This window comes from Streptomyces coryli (genome assembly GCF_011044975.1).
GTDB classification, from domain to species: Bacteria; Actinomycetota; Actinomycetes; order Streptomycetales; family Streptomycetaceae; genus Streptomyces; species Streptomyces coryli.
This window is the reverse complement of sequence record NZ_JAAKZV010000034.1, coordinates 34,493-47,862: the sequence shown is the minus strand read 5'-3', so window position 1 is coordinate 47,862 and position 13,370 is coordinate 34,493. Positions and strand designations below refer to the sequence as shown.

14 protein-coding genes and 1 pseudogene are annotated in these 13,370 nt (G+C 70.3%); 6 read left to right on the top strand and 9 right to left on the bottom strand.

Annotation, left to right across the window (positions count from 1 at the left end; genetic code table 11):
* Positions 1-63 precede the first annotated feature (63 nt).
* Positions 64-1,569 carry an MFS transporter gene (locus G5C51_RS11095; RefSeq protein ID WP_165235755.1) on the bottom strand — a complete coding sequence of 502 codons (1,506 nt, stop codon included), beginning with the start codon at positions 1,567-1,569 and terminating at the stop codon, positions 64-66.
* Positions 1,570-1,630: 61 nt separating this feature from the next.
* Here G5C51_RS11095 and G5C51_RS11090 point away from each other — a divergent pair, with 61 nt between their 5' ends.
* Positions 1,631-2,614 (top strand): helix-turn-helix transcriptional regulator, encoded by a 984-nt coding sequence (locus G5C51_RS11090; protein ID WP_165235752.1) that lies wholly within the window; start codon positions 1,631-1,633, stop codon positions 2,612-2,614.
* On the opposite strand, the gene G5C51_RS11085 is transcribed toward G5C51_RS11090, so the two are convergent.
* On the bottom strand, positions 2,606-3,244 hold the full coding sequence (locus G5C51_RS11085) for a Uma2 family endonuclease (protein WP_165235749.1): 639 nt from the start codon (positions 3,242-3,244) through the stop codon (positions 2,606-2,608). The genes G5C51_RS11090 and G5C51_RS11085 overlap by 9 nt on opposite strands.
* A gap of 338 nt (positions 3,245-3,582) precedes the next feature.
* Here G5C51_RS11085 and G5C51_RS11080 point away from each other — a divergent pair.
* Both G5C51_RS11080 and G5C51_RS11075 read left to right on the top strand, forming a co-directional pair.
* Positions 3,583-4,122 (top strand): annotated as a pseudogene (locus tag G5C51_RS11080) (3-keto-disaccharide hydrolase); the annotation flags it as partial.
* Positions 4,123-4,136: 14 nt separating this feature from the next.
* The gene (locus G5C51_RS11075) at positions 4,137-7,625 is read left to right on the top strand and encodes a ThuA domain-containing protein (RefSeq protein ID WP_165235747.1); all 3,489 of its coding nucleotides are present in this window, start codon (positions 4,137-4,139) and stop codon (positions 7,623-7,625) included.
* A gap of 50 nt (positions 7,626-7,675) precedes the next feature.
* Here the strand turns inward: G5C51_RS11075 and G5C51_RS11070 are convergent, their stop codons facing one another.
* From G5C51_RS11070 to G5C51_RS11055, 4 genes are all read right to left on the bottom strand, one after another.
* Positions 7,676-8,212 carry a GtrA domain-containing protein gene (locus tag G5C51_RS11070; protein ID WP_165235744.1) on the bottom strand — a complete coding sequence of 179 codons (537 nt, stop codon included), beginning with the start codon at positions 8,210-8,212 and terminating at the stop codon, positions 7,676-7,678.
* Positions 8,213-8,349: 137 nt separating this feature from the next.
* On the bottom strand, positions 8,350-9,111 hold the full coding sequence (locus tag G5C51_RS11065; protein ID WP_165235741.1) for a TetR family transcriptional regulator: 762 nt from the start codon (positions 9,109-9,111) through the stop codon (positions 8,350-8,352).
* A 9-nt stretch (positions 9,112-9,120) separates the two neighbouring features.
* Complete coding sequence (locus G5C51_RS11060) at positions 9,121-9,576, bottom strand: thiol-disulfide oxidoreductase DCC family protein (protein WP_165235787.1); 456 nt, start codon at positions 9,574-9,576, stop codon at positions 9,121-9,123.
* Between the two features lie 2 nt (positions 9,577-9,578).
* On the bottom strand, positions 9,579-9,983 hold the full coding sequence (locus G5C51_RS11055) for a hypothetical protein (protein WP_165235738.1): 405 nt from the start codon (positions 9,981-9,983) through the stop codon (positions 9,579-9,581).
* Between the two features lie 128 nt (positions 9,984-10,111).
* On the opposite strand from G5C51_RS11055, the gene G5C51_RS11050 reads away from it, so the two are divergent.
* Together G5C51_RS11050 and G5C51_RS11045 are read left to right on the top strand one after the other, a co-directional pair.
* The gene (locus G5C51_RS11050; protein WP_165235735.1) at positions 10,112-11,011 is read left to right on the top strand and encodes a transglutaminase-like domain-containing protein; all 900 of its coding nucleotides are present in this window, start codon (positions 10,112-10,114) and stop codon (positions 11,009-11,011) included.
* Between the two features lie 109 nt (positions 11,012-11,120).
* Positions 11,121-11,567, top strand: coding sequence for a YdeI/OmpD-associated family protein (locus G5C51_RS11045; protein WP_165235732.1), 447 nt, complete (start codon positions 11,121-11,123; stop codon positions 11,565-11,567).
* Positions 11,568-11,576: 9 nt separating this feature from the next.
* Here G5C51_RS11045 and G5C51_RS11040 read toward each other — a convergent pair whose 3' ends face one another.
* Entirely contained in the window at positions 11,577-12,341 is a 765-nt protein-coding gene (locus tag G5C51_RS11040; RefSeq protein ID WP_165235730.1) for an SDR family NAD(P)-dependent oxidoreductase, read from the bottom strand.
* A 91-nt stretch (positions 12,342-12,432) separates the two neighbouring features.
* On the opposite strand from G5C51_RS11040, the gene G5C51_RS11035 reads away from it, so the two are divergent.
* Positions 12,433-12,711 (top strand): hypothetical protein, encoded by a 279-nt coding sequence (locus G5C51_RS11035; RefSeq protein ID WP_165235728.1) that lies wholly within the window; start codon positions 12,433-12,435, stop codon positions 12,709-12,711.
* A gap of 35 nt (positions 12,712-12,746) precedes the next feature.
* Here the strand turns inward: G5C51_RS11035 and G5C51_RS11030 are convergent, their stop codons facing one another.
* Positions 12,747-12,923, bottom strand: coding sequence for a hypothetical protein (locus G5C51_RS11030; RefSeq protein ID WP_165235726.1), 177 nt, complete (start codon positions 12,921-12,923; stop codon positions 12,747-12,749).
* Positions 12,924-12,931: 8 nt separating this feature from the next.
* The gene (locus G5C51_RS11025; RefSeq protein ID WP_165235724.1) at positions 12,932-13,270 is read right to left on the bottom strand and encodes a DUF4328 domain-containing protein; all 339 of its coding nucleotides are present in this window, start codon (positions 13,268-13,270) and stop codon (positions 12,932-12,934) included.
* Positions 13,271-13,370: the final 100 nt, after the last annotated feature.

Here is a 13,370-nt window from a genome sequence, read left to right as displayed (position 1 = left end):
TGGGAAGAAAAACCCCCGGCGACGGGGCGGCCGCTGCCGGGGGTCGATCGATCGCGCCAGGCCTCAGACGCCCGCGAGCTCCCGCTCGCCCTCCGCCGCCGCGGCCACACCGGACTCGCTGGGCGCGGCCACGCGCCTCGGCAGCGCCGCCATCAGCACCGCAACCACCACCAGAATCCCAGCGACCCACCACATCGACGTCTGAAAACCATCCACAAACGCCGGCCCCGGCCGCCCGTACACCGCCACCTTCTCGTCGACCACATTGAAGAACGCCACCGAAGTCAGCCCGAGCCCAAAGGCGAACCCCAGCTGATTGGTCGTGTTGATCAGCCCGGACGCCGACCCCGCATGCCGCCCCGGCGCCCCCGACAGAATCGTGTCGGTCAGCACCGAGAAGACCATCCCCATGCCGCCACCCATCAGCGCCAGCGGCACCGCCATCTGCAGCGAGGAGATCTCCAGCCCGTACCGCGAAGAAGCCGCCAAGTACAGCAGCACGCCCGCGATCATCGTCACCGCACCACCCTGCAGCACCGCCCGCGCCCCGAACCGCGGCACCAGCTTCTGCACGCTCATCCCCGCCGCCACCGAGCACACGATGGTGAACGGCAGCCCGGTCAGACCGGCGTGCAGCGCCGTCCAACCCAGACCCAGCTGCATGTACAGCGTCCACACCAGGAAGAAGATCCCGAGCGTCGTGGAGAAGGCGACCTGGACGCCGATACCGGCCGCGAAGCGCTTGTCCTTGAAGAGGCTCAGCTCCACCAGCGGCGACCCGTCCTTGGCCTTCTTGCGCCGCTCGTACGCCACGAAGCCGGCCAGCACCGCCAGGCTCGCGCCCATCGAGACGAAGCCCCACGTCGGCCAGTTGTGCTCGCGGCCGTTGATCAGCGGGTAGAGCAGCATCATCAGCCCGGTCGTGGCGAGAGCCACGCCGATCAGATCCAGTCGCAGCGCATCGGGCGCCTTCGACTCGTCGATGAAGCGCGCGCCGAGCAGCAGTCCCGCGATGCCGACGGGCAGGTTGATGAGGAAGATCGGGCGCCAGCCGAGCCCGAGGATGTCCGCCTCGGTGAGCAGCGCGCCGAGCAGCGGCCCGGCCACCGCCCCGAGCCCGACGACCGCGCCGAACATCCCGAAGACCTTGCCCCGCTCCTCCGCCGGGAACGTCACGTGCATGATGCTCAGCACCTGCGGCACCATCAGCGCCGCGGTCGCGCCCTGCAGCACCCGCGCCCCGACCAGCATGCCCGGGTCGGCGGCGATGCCGCACAGCAGCGACGCGAGGGTGAAGCCGGCCATGCCGAGCAGGAAGACCTTCCGGCGGCCGTAGATGTCGCCGAGCCGGCCGCCCGTGATCAGGCCGATGGCGAAGGCGAGCGCGTAACCGGCCGTCACCCACTGGAGGGTGCTGGCCGAGGCACCGAGGTCGCCGCGGATCGCCGGGAGGGCGATGTTGACGATCGTCGCGTCCACGAGGTCCATGAAGGACGCGGTCAGTACGACGGCGAGCGCGATCCAGCGACGCCGATCCTTCTTCGCCTCTAGGGCGTTCTGAAAGGTCATGCTTATAAGCTAGAGGCCATATAGGACAGGTCATGTCCTAGATAGGAGGGACCCTGAAAACATGACGACAGACACCCCGAAGCGCCTGCTGAACCTGCTCTCCCTCCTCCAGACCCCGCGCGAATGGCCCGGCAGCGAGCTCGCCGACCGCCTCAGCGTCTCGACCCGTACGATCCGCCGCGACATCGACCGCCTCCGCGACCTCGGCTATCCGGTGGAGGCGTCCCAGGGCGCCATCGGCGGCTACCGCCTGGTGGCCGGCGCCGCCCTCCCCCCGCTCCTCCTGGAGGACGACGAGGCGGTGGCGATCGCGGTCGGCCTGCGCGCGGCCGCCGGCCAGTCGGTGGAGGGGGTGGAGGAGGCGTCGGTACGGGCCCTGGCCAAGCTCGAGCAGGTACTCCCGTCCCGCCTCCGCCGCCGGGTCAAGTCCCTGGGCACGGCCACGACCACGCTGACCCGCTGGCGCGGCGGCCCGTCGATCGACCCGGCGGTGCTGACGACGCTGGCCACGGCCGCGGCCGCCCGCGAAAAGCTCCGCTTCGGCTACCGGGCGGCGGACGGCACGGAGACCAAGCGCCTGGTCGAGCCGGAAGGCCTGGTCTCGGCGGGCCGCCGCTGGTACTTCCTCGCCTTCGACCTCGACCGCACCGACTGGCGCATCTTCCGCGTCGACCGCATCACGAAGCCCTTCCTTACGGCGGTCCGCTTCACCCCGCGCACCCTCCCGGCAAAGGACGCGGCAACCTACATCGGCGACCGCATGTCGAGCCAGGCCCCGCCGTCTTACGCGGCGGACGTGACGCTGCACGCCCCGTACCGCGAACTGGCCCCGCGCCTGGGCGACTCGGCCGCCAACCTGGAACGCATCGACGACACCACCTGCCGCTACCGCACGGAAGCCGACTCCGTCGACTGGCTCGCCGCCCGCCTGGCCATCCTGGGCTGCGCCTTCGAGGTGCACGAACCGCGGGAGCTGGTGGACTACTTGGCCGCCATGGCCACGAGGGTCAGCCGGGCAGTCAGCCCGAGTTCGTCGTCAGCCTGACTCGGCCGAGTTGTGGGGCCGCGGTTCGCCTGCGGCAAGGATCTCGGCCACGTCGATGGACACCTTGGCGCCGATGGACTCGGGGAGGGTGACGATCTCGCCGGGGGCGTGGACGCGGTGGGTGGCGTACTCGCCTGAGTCCGGGTCGGTGAGCACGTGCACGCGCTGGTGCTTGCGGTTGATGATCACGTAGACCGGGAGTTGGGCGCTCGCGTAGGCGGCGACTTTGTCGCGGATATCGCTCTGGTAATTGTTGGAAGTGACCTCGACCACGAGGCGAAAGGCCAGGGGGTCATAGCAGTTGTTCTCGATGAGGTGCTCGTTGAGATCGGCGTCGACCACTGCCAGGTCGGGGATGGCGTAGTCATCGGGCCCCTCGGGGAGCCACAGGCCGATGGCCTGGAGCACCTTTGTCTCGCCGCCGTGCAGACCGGCAGCGAGGAAGGGGATCATGAGGTCGGTCAGCGCGTTCGCATGCGGGCCGTCCGGGGGTGGGGTCACGACGAGGACGCCTCCGATGATCTCGACGCGGTAGCCCGGGTTCCGCTCCGCGAGCAGGTTCGCCTCTTCAAGCAGAGACCGCTCGTGAGGCTGGTCTGCAGGGAGCCGCTCAACTGCTTCTGCGGACATCACATGCCTCCCTGGGGCCGGTGTCGAGAACATCATGGTAGGGCTGTCGGGCGCGGCATGTCTCGTACGCCCTCGTTCACCCGAAAGGGCCGTGGGCCCGCGACGCGAGGTCGTTTGACCTCTCAGTGGACGAAGTCCGTTGACCTCAGGGCAATATCCGCCTACTTTGTCAGGGCCCCGTCAGTAAGCGCTTGCTGCAACGACGGAAGGACCCCACCTTGTCCAGGCACCTCAGAACGCGCAGGCCGCTCGCCCTCCTGGCCGCCGCGGTCGCGCTCTGCTCCCTCCCGGTGGCCGCACCCGCGGCCGCCGACGCACCCTCCTCGCACCGCCTCGTCCTCTTCGACGGCACCCACACCGACGGCTGGAGCCAGGCCGGACCCGGCGGCTTCGCCCTCGGCGACGGGGCCATGACCTCGTACGGCGGGCTCGGGCTGACCTACTACTCCGCCCGGGAGTTCAGCGACTACCGCCTCACCCTCGACTGGCGCATGTCCGGGGACGACAACTCCGGCGTGCACCTCGGCTTCCCCGCCGGGGACGACCCCGCGATCCGTAACCAGGGCTTCGAGGTGCAGATCGACGCCACCGACGCGCCCGAGAAGACCACCGGATCCGTCTACGGATTCCAGGCCCCCGACATCGCCGCCCGGGACGCGGCGCTGCACCCGCCGGGGGAGTGGAACACCTTCGACCTCGTCGTGACGGGAGACCGGCTCCGCGTCTACCTCAACGGCGTCAAGATCAACGACTTCACCGACACCGTCGTCGAACGCCGGCTGAACCCCGGGCACATCGGGCTGCAGAACCACGGCGACGGCGACGAGGTGTCGTTCCGCGACATCGTCCTCACCCAACTCCCGCGCGACGACCAGTGATCAGGGAGATATCGATGAGCCGCCCGCACAGACCGCCCCTGTCACCGCACCTGTCACCCCTCACCGTCCTGATCGCCCTCTTAGCCCTGCTGCTCGGGATGCTCGGGATGGGTACCGCCACCGCCGCCGACTTCCCGGAGGCCGCCAAGGAGCCCGAGTTCCGGGTCCTGGTCTTCTCCAAGGTGACCAACGAGAAGCACGACTCCATCCCCGCCGGCATCGAGGCCGTCAAGAAGCTCGGCGCCGAGCACAACTTCGAGGTCGTGGCCACCGACGACGCGGCCGCCTTCACCGACGCGAACCTCGCCGAGTTCCAGACGATCGTCTTCAACAACACCAACTCCACCCCGGAGAAGGGCGATCTGCTCAATGCAGAGCAGCGCGCCGCGTTCCAGAAGTTCATCCGGGCCGGCGGCGGCTGGACCGGACTGCACTCCGCCGCGGCCAGCGAGCGCGACTGGGAGTGGTACGAGGGCCTGGTCGGCGCGATCTTCGACAACCACCCCGAGCCGCAGACCGGCCGGGTGAAGGTGCTCGACCGCGTCCACCCCTCCACCAAGGGGCTGCCGGAGCTCTGGGAGCGTACGGAGGAGTGGTACAACTTCCGCACCAACCCGACCGGCAAGGTGCACACCCTCGCCCAGATCAAGGTGCGGGATGGCGTCACCGGCCTCGACGAGGGCGTCGACCACCCGTACTCCTGGTGCCAGAAATACGACGGCGGCCGCTCCTGGTACACGGCCGGCGGCCACGCCGCCGAGTCCTTCGCCGACCCGGCCTTCCTGGAGCATCTGCTCGGCGGCATCGAATGGTCCGCCGGCGCCGCCCCCGGCGACTGCTCGGCCACCCAGACCGGCAACTTCCAGCGCACCCCGCTGGTCGACGAGGACCTCGCCGACCCCTTCGAGCTGGCCGTCGCCCCCGACAAGCGGGTCTTCTACGCCCAGCGCACCGGCGAGCTCAAGGTGGTGGACCAGAAGACGCTCAACGTCACCACCGCCCTGGACTTCGACTACACCCCGGAGATGACCAGCCAGTCCGACGGCCTCCTCGGCCTCGCCCTCGACCCGGACTTCGGCACGAACAACCGGCTCTATCTCCTCCACTCCGACAAGGAGAAACCCCAGATCAACCTGTCCCGCTTCACCATGGGCGACGACGGCAAGGTGGTCCCGGACTCGCAGAAGGTGCTGCTCACCATGCCCACCTGGCGCGGCGAGGGCCGCGCCAACGTACACATGGCGGGCTCGATCACCTTCGACAGCAAGGGCAACCTCCTCGTCGCCACCGGCGACAACACCGACCCCTTCGAGTCCGACGGCTTCGCCCCGATCGACGAGCGGGAAGGGCGGCGGGCCTGGGACGCCCAGGGGACCTCCGGCAACACGAACGACCTGCGCGGGAAGATCCTCCGGATCACGCCGAAGGACGACGGCGGCTACTCCGTCCCGGACGGCAATCTCTTCGCGGCGGGCGAGGACAAGACCCGCCCGGAGATCTACGCGATGGGCTTCCGCAACCCGTTCCGTATCACCGCCGACCCGCATTCCGGCGCCGTCCTGGTCGCCGACTACGGCCCCGACGCGCGCGCCGCCAACCCGGACCGCGGCCCTGAGGGCACGGTCGAGTACACCCGCCTCACCGAGCCGGGCAACCACGGCTGGCCGTACTGCGTGGGCAACAACACCCCGTTCAACGACTACGACTTCGCCACCAAGAAGTCCGGCGCGAAATTCGACTGCGGCGCGCTGAAGAACGACTCCCCGAACAACACCGGCAAGACCGAGCTGCCACCCGCCCAGCCGGCCACCGTCTGGTACGCCTACTCCGCCTCGGCGGAATTCCCCGAGCTGGGCACGGGCGGCGGCGGGCCGATGAGCGGCCCGGTCTACGACTACGACCCGAAGCTGGACAGCAAGACCAAGTTCCCGGAGTACTTCGAGAACAAGTGGATCACCTACGAGCTCACCCGGAAGTGGTTCAAGACCTTCTCGATCCAGCAGAAGGACCAGAAGTTCACCGACCCCCGCTTCCCCGACGCCAAGGCCGGTGACCTGCAGTCCATCAACGGCATCTTCGAGGACATGGACTGGATCCAGCCCTTCGAGGCGCACTTCGGCCCGGACGGCTCGCTCTACGTCATCGACTTCGGCGAGGGCAGCGGCACCGGGCGCGGCGGCAGCAACGAGGGCGCGGGCATCTATCGCATCGATTACGTCGCCGAGGGGCGACCGCCGGTGGCGAAAATGTCGGCATCCCCCGACTCCGGCCCCGGGCCGCTGACGGTCAAGTTCTCCAGCGAGGGCTCGAACGCCCCCGGTGGCGAACCGATCACATACGCCTGGGACTTCGACGGCGACGGCACGACCGACTCCACCGAGCCGAATCCGACGCACACGTACGAGACGAAGGGGCAGTACAACGCCAGCCTGACGGTGGAGGGCCCGCCGGAGCTGACCGGCATCGCCAGCCAGAAGATCACGGTCGGTAATACGAGACCCGAGGTGACCATCACGACGCCACCGGACGGCGGCATGTTCGACTTCGGCGATACGGTCCCGTTCAAGGTCGAGGTCAAGGACGCGGAGGACGGGACGATCGACTGCTCCCGGGTCGTCGTCCAGTCGCAGCTCGGCCATGACAGCCACCTGCATCCGCTGGACAACTACACGGGCTGCGCGGGCGAGATCAAGACCGACCCCGGCGACAGCCACGGCCCCGGCCAGAATCTCTATTACGGCATCAGCGCCCAGTACGAGGACAAGGGCGCCGACGGCGTGCCGAGCCTCGTCGGCTCATCGGCGCTGACCCTGCGGCAGAAGTACCGCGAGGCCGAGCACCGCAACGCCACCGGCGGCGCACACGGCGGCGCCGAGACCCTCAGCAGGGACGACGCCTCCGGCGGCAAGCGCCTCGGCGAGATCGAGCACGGCGACTGGATCGCCCTCGACCCCGGGAACCTCACCGGGATCGACTCGGTCACGGTCGGCGCGTCCTCCGGCGGCATCGGCGGCGACGTGGAATTCCGCTCGGGCGCCCCGGACGGGCCGCTGCTGGGCAAGGCGACGATCCCACCGACGGGCGGCTACGGGAACGTCATCTCCCCGACGGTGGACCTGACCGACCCCGGCGGGGTGGAGAAGATCTACGCGGTCTTCACCAACCCGGCGTGGACGGCGGAGGGCCCGGACCTGCTGGGGCTCGACTGGCTGCACTTCAACGGCCCGGGCGCGGAGAAGGAGTCCGCCGCCAAGGTGTCGCTGACGTCGACCCCGGCGGAGGGCACGGCGCCGCTGGAGGTGTCCCTGGCGGGCACGGTGACGCTGCCACCGGGCCGTACGGCCACCAAGCACCACTGGAACTTCGGCGACAACTCGGCCGCTGACGGCGGGGCGACGGCTACGCATACGTACACGAGAAAGGGGACGTACACGGCGCATCTGACGGTGACGGACGACACGGGTGACCTGACGACTGGTGCGGTACGGATCACGGTGAACTGAGCTCGGGTGGGGGAGGGCCGCGCGGCGGTCCTCCCCCGCTCCTGTGGGGCTCAGGCGGCGATTGCCACGGCGGTGTTACCGGCAATCACCTTGCGCAGCACCGGCTTTGCGGCAGGTGCCGGCTTCGCGACCGGAGCCGCCGCCGCCGGTGCCGGCGTCCTGCGGTCCGCGTAGACCACCGCGCGCAGCACCGCGAAGCGGCCGAGTCCGGCCAGCGCGGACGACGTCAGGTACACGGTCTGCTCGGTCAGCGCCGACGGCGCGGACTGGACCGCGTGCAGGGCGAGCAGCGCGCCCGTCGTGAAGGCGTAGCTCACCGCGACGGTGAGCGCCGACTGGAGGTGTACGCCCCAGCCGCCGCGGTCGCTGCGGAACGAGATGCGGCCGTGCAGTTCGGTGGCGAGGAGCGTGGAGACCACGGTGATCAGGGCGTTGGCGACGACCAGCGGCATCCGCCCGTCGAGCAGTACCAGCGCACCGCTCGACGCCAGGCCGACCCCGCCACCGCAGACGACAAAGCGAACGAAGGCCGCGATGGCCGCACGGCGCGGCGACTGCTGCTGCGTGCGCTGCTGCTGCGTGGTCACGATGGCCTCCGGGGCGGGTCCGAATCGCTGTCCGCGATCTCACCCATGAACCTAGAGACCAGGCCGCGCCCGAACGATCCGGGTGACCCCCCAGTCCGGTGGGGGAAACCCCCCATTCGCCCCTGGGGTTGGAACCCTCAGTCCTTCTTGCGCCGCGTCTTCCGCCGGGCCGTCGCCGGAGCCCTCTCCGCGGCCATGCCCGCCGCCGGAAGAATGAAGTCATGCAGGATGTCCGCCACTTCGCGGGCGAGCGGCCGAAGCAGCCGATACCGGGACAGATCGATGGCGCGCGCCACCATCGGCGACGACCGCTGCACCAGCCGCCGCGTCCGCTCGCAGTCCTCGGTGCGATCGAAGACCCAATACAGCACGATCCCCATCTGATGCAGCCACATCAGCTGCGGCATCAACTCCCGCAGCTCGGGCACGAGCGCAGCCTTCGACCCCGCCAGCACCTGCCGGTGCAGCTCGACCGTCGCCTCACGCGGCTCCTCGGACTCGGGCGAGAAGGGGCTGAGCGGACTGTTCGGATCGGCGGCGTTCTTGAAGAACTGCGCCGCGAACTCGTGATACGGCGCCGCAATATCCAGCCACGCGAGCAGCACCCCCTCCAGTCGGGCGGCGAGATCGGTCTCACGAGCCAGCACGTCCTGCACGGCGGCAGCGTGCGCCTCACCGATCCGATCGTAAAAGCCCTGGATCAGGTGCTCTTTGCTCTTGAAGTAGTAGTACGCATTACCAACCGACACCCCCGCCTCACTAGCGATAGCCCGCATCGTCGTCTTGTCATAACCCCGCTCCTGAAAAAGCCGCAGAGCGGTCTCCAGAATCAACGTGCGAGTCTGCTCCCCCTTGGCAAGCGAGCCAGAGGCCTTCTCGGTCGGCACTGCGTCGTCCACAGGTCGAGCCTAACCGGGGGCACAGGACCCGTCGGGGCAGGTCCGGGACCAGCCGGTCGCCGGGGCGTAGCGCCAGCCGTCCGCGTACGCGCCCCCGCCCCACGGTCGAGCCGCCCCCCGCCACTGCGCCGCCGCCAGCACCGTCGCCCGGGCGGCCTGCGCGCCGGCGCCGGAGCTGAGGCGGTGGGCGAGGGGGCGGTACTTGGCCAGCGCCCACAGGCAGACGATCCAGGCGGAGGCGCCCCGATAGACCTGCCCGCCGTCCCCGACCACGGTGATCTCCTCACGGGTGGCAGCGTGGTCGAGGCCCGGGAAGCGGCGGCGGGCCGTGACCGAGCCGCAGGGGATGAGGGTGAGACGGACGAGCTGGGCCTGTCCGGAGAGCCAGTTGCGCACGAAGGTGCACAGCTTGCAGTCGGCGTCGTAGAGGACGGTCAGCCCGTGGACGGCGGTCGGGGCCCGCATGCTCAGGCCCGCGCCGGGTCGGTCCACGCGTCCGGCTGCACCGGCGGCACCTGCTCGCGCTCGAGCAGGCCGCGGCGGCGGATGCGGCTGAGGACGTAGACGTTGCCGAGGTGCATGACGCCGAGCACGAGCAGGACGACCCCGAGCTTCACCGAGAGCGCCTCGACGAGGCCGCGGCCGTCGTCGACGGCGTCGGCGGTCTTCAGGTACAGGGCGACGAAGCCGAGGTTGACCAGGTAGAAGCCAACCACCAGCAGGTGGTTGACGGCGGCCGCGAGCGTCTCGCTGCCGCGCAGCACGTCGGCGAGGAAGATCTGCCCGTTCCGGCTGAGGGTGCGGGCGACCCAGACGGTCAGGCCGAGGCTGACGCCGATGTAGACGACGTAGGTGGTGACGGTGAGATCCATGCCTTGCCACGCCCTTTCTTGAACGTGTTCAAAAGAGGCTACGGGTAGGACTGTAGCCCTCTTCTTGAACGTGTTCAAGTCGGCCCCGCCTGGACCCTGTCCCTGGGGCAGGGCATACGGTCCCGGGCATGGATGTCACCCAACGGGCCTTCTATATCCGGCAGTCGGGCGCCTCGGAGCCCGGGCCGTTCGACGACTCCGGACTGCCGCACGAGCCGACGGCGCTGGCCCGGCTCGTACGCGGCCTGGTCATTCACCGCGAGGAGGCCGCCGGGCGCTATGGGGTCGAGCTCGCCGCCGGGCGTAAGGCGGAGGAGGCGGAGACGCGGTATGTCGACGAGATGATGGTGCTGGATCGGGGGCGCAGTGGTGGGCTGCCGGTTGCGAAGGCTCCGCGGTCGCCCGTCGAGCGCTTCGCCGGCACCTGTCGGGACTTCGCGCTCCTGCACTGCGCGCTGCTGCGGCATACGGGCACGCCGGCCCGTATCCGCTGTGGCTTCGCGGCCTACTTGGTGCCCGGCACGTACGAGGACCACTGGGTCACCGAGTGGTGGGACGACGCCCGCGGCTGGGTTCTGACCGATCCGCAGGTGGTGCCGGACCCGGATGCGGCGTGGCAGTGGGAGCTGGGCTTCGATCCGTTCGATGTGCCGCGCGACCGCTTCGTCGTCGCGGGGGAGGCCTGGCGGCGGTGTCGTACGGGTCGGGCGGACCCTGCGGCGTACGGCGTCGGTGTCGTGCGCCTGAGCGGCCTCGACTTCGTCAAGGCGAGCGTGGTCCGGGACCTCGCCGCCCTGAACGGCGTCGAGGTCCTGCCCTGGGACGGCTGGGGCCTGGCCGAGGCCGAGCTCGAGCTGCTCGGACCCGCCGACTACGACGTCCTCGACGCCGCCGCGGCCGCGGGCGCCGAGGGCGACTTCCCCGCGGCGCGCCGGCTCTACGCGGCACACGAGGGCCTGCGCGCCCCGCGCCGCATCACCTCGCACACGACGTACGCCGGCGAGCGCCAGATCACCCTCAGGCCCTGATCGCCGCAGAGGCGCAGAGCCGCAAGCGGTCAGGATCAAAGAAGCCGCAGGCCCCGGGCCGGTCGTAGCGTGTACGACACACCCTCACCTCACCGACCAGGGAGCCGGCATGAAGTTCCGTACGCACGTCGAGCCGCCGGAGCCCATGCGCGGCCTGGAGGTCCCGCCCGAGGTCGTCGAGTCGCTCGGCGGCGGCAAGCGCCCGCCGGTGACCATCACGATCAACGGCCACACCTGGAAGAGCCGCGTCGCCATCATGCGCGGCCGCAATCTCCTCGGCCTCAGCAACGCCAACCGCCAGGCCGCCGGCGTCGCCGTCGGCGACGAGATCGAGGTCGACCTGCGCCTCGACACCGAGCCCCGGACCGTGACAGAACCCGCCGACTTCGCCCGCGCCCTGGCCGCCGACCAGGCCGCCCGCGCCGCCTACGACCGCCTGCCCCAGGGCCGTAAACGAAAGCACGTCCTCACCATCGACGCCGCGAAGAAGCCCGAGACCCGGACCCGCCGCATCGAGCAGGCGATCGCGGAACTGCGGGGCGAGACCCGCCCGTAGGACCCGTGCTCACCTCAAATACGACGCCCCGTTGACGTCCAGCACCGCGCCCGAGCTCCACGTCGCCTCCGGCGACGCGAGGTGCCGGACGGCGGCGGCGATCTCCTCGGGGCGTGCCACCCGGCCGAACGGGCTCTGCCGCAGCGTCTCCTCCGTCACCCGGTCCGCGACCCGCTCGGTCGCCACGAAGCCCGGCGCGACGGACGCGACCGCGATGCCGTGCGGCGCGAGCGCCACGGCGAGGGACTGGCCGAGCGCGTGGACGCCGGCCTTGGTCGCGCCGTACGCGGGGTGGTCGGGCTCGCCCCGATACGCGCCGCGGGAGCCGACGTTGACGATCCGGCCGTCCCGGACGCCCGCGTCGATCATGTGGCGGGCGGCGCAGTACGAGACATTCGCGGTGCCGGTCAGATTCACCGCGACCGTCCGCTCCCAGACCGCCTGCCAGTCCTCGTACGAGATCTCGGCGATCGGCTGCGCCAGATTCACGGCGGCGTTGTTGACCAGCACGTGCAGCGTGCCGCCCAGCCCCGCCACCGCCTCGTCGACGATACGGGCCGCCGCCGCCGGATCGGACACGTCGCCGCCGACGAGTACGTGCCCGTCTCCCGCCAGCCCCTGCAGCGTGGCCTCGGCGTCTTCGCGCCGCGACGCGTAGTGGACCGCGACCCGGTCGCCCGCGGCGGCGAAGGCGGTGGCGACGGCGCGGCCGATGCCGCGGGAGGCGCCGGTGACCAGGACGCCGCGGCGCGGGGGTGGTGCGATGTCAGACATCGGCGCACGGTATCACCGGGGCGGCATATGCCAGCAGAAAGGGCCTCGACTCAGCTATAATCGAATGCTCGTTCGAAGGGAGTCCTGCCCCATGACCGAACCACCACCGGAAGCCCTCGGTGTCGCCGAAGCCCACGGCGTAGCGCTGGAGTTGGAGCGCCTGCGCAGCGCCGTCGACGTCGGCTTCGCGACCACCCGCGGCGACCTCGCGCTGCTGCTGCAGCGCGCCGACCAGGCCGAGAAGGTCCTCGACGACCACGACCACCGGCTGGAGATCCTGGAACAGGCCCGCTGGCCGCTGCCCTCGATCGCCGCGCTGACGGGGCTGCTGGCGCTGGCGGTCGCGCTGTACGGCACCTTCGGCCAGTGAGCCGGAGCCGAAGCCGAAGCCGGAGCCGGTGACCGTCAGAAGTACTGGCCGGCCAGCGCGTGCTGCTTGGTCTCCTGCATGCCGCTGAGCTTCCGTATGTACAGGATCGCCAGCACGGCGGCCGTGTACCCGGCCGTCGCGGAGCTGACGGCGTCGGCCGTGTCGGCGGCCTGGTACCGGGTCCCCGCGACCCATCCGCTCCACGAAGCCACGATGAAGGTCAGCCACCACGCCGTGACCGGCCCCAGGCCTGCCGGGCGCCCCCCGCCAGGTTGCCGATCGGGATGAACCAGGACCCGATGGCCCAGCCGGCAGAGCTGCGCAGCTGCCCCACGTCGAACAACTCGGCGTTCTTGCGGGCGCGATGGAACCAGACGATGAACACCGTGGCGATGGCAAGGAAGCAGATCGTCTGCACGATGCCGGCCAGCCCGTACAGGGTGTCGGCCCTGTCGATCTCGCTGTCCGAGGCGGTCATGATCCGGTCCAGCAGGTCACGCATGTGCACACCGATGGCCAGCGAGACCAGATCCACCACGGCCCCGACGATCAGCAGCACGGTGAGCGCGATGGCGAGCCCGCGAAGCGGCCGAAAGGCCGGACTGACGGGCGGCGGCGGTGGCGGCGGATGCCCGGCCTCCGCCGCGGCCGGCGCCCCG

Coding starts and splice junctions, on each gene's coding strand:
- G5C51_RS11095 (WP_165235755.1), bottom strand. CDS start 1,569: ATGACCTTTCAGAACGCCCTAGAGGCGAAGAAGGATCGGCGTCGCTGG.
- G5C51_RS11090 (WP_165235752.1), top strand. CDS start 1,631: ATGACGACAGACACCCCGAAGCGCCTGCTGAACCTGCTCTCCCTCCTC.
- G5C51_RS11085 (WP_165235749.1), bottom strand. CDS start 3,244: ATGTCCGCAGAAGCAGTTGAGCGGCTCCCTGCAGACCAGCCTCACGAG.
- G5C51_RS11075 (WP_165235747.1), top strand. CDS start 4,137: ATGAGCCGCCCGCACAGACCGCCCCTGTCACCGCACCTGTCACCCCTC.
- G5C51_RS11060 (WP_165235787.1), bottom strand. CDS start 9,576: ATGCGGGCCCCGACCGCCGTCCACGGGCTGACCGTCCTCTACGACGCC.
- G5C51_RS11055 (WP_165235738.1), bottom strand. CDS start 9,983: ATGGATCTCACCGTCACCACCTACGTCGTCTACATCGGCGTCAGCCTC.
- G5C51_RS11050 (WP_165235735.1), top strand. CDS start 10,112: ATGGATGTCACCCAACGGGCCTTCTATATCCGGCAGTCGGGCGCCTCG.
- G5C51_RS11045 (WP_165235732.1), top strand. CDS start 11,121: ATGAAGTTCCGTACGCACGTCGAGCCGCCGGAGCCCATGCGCGGCCTG.
- G5C51_RS11040 (WP_165235730.1), bottom strand. CDS start 12,341: ATGTCTGACATCGCACCACCCCCGCGCCGCGGCGTCCTGGTCACCGGC.
- G5C51_RS11035 (WP_165235728.1), top strand. CDS start 12,433: ATGACCGAACCACCACCGGAAGCCCTCGGTGTCGCCGAAGCCCACGGC.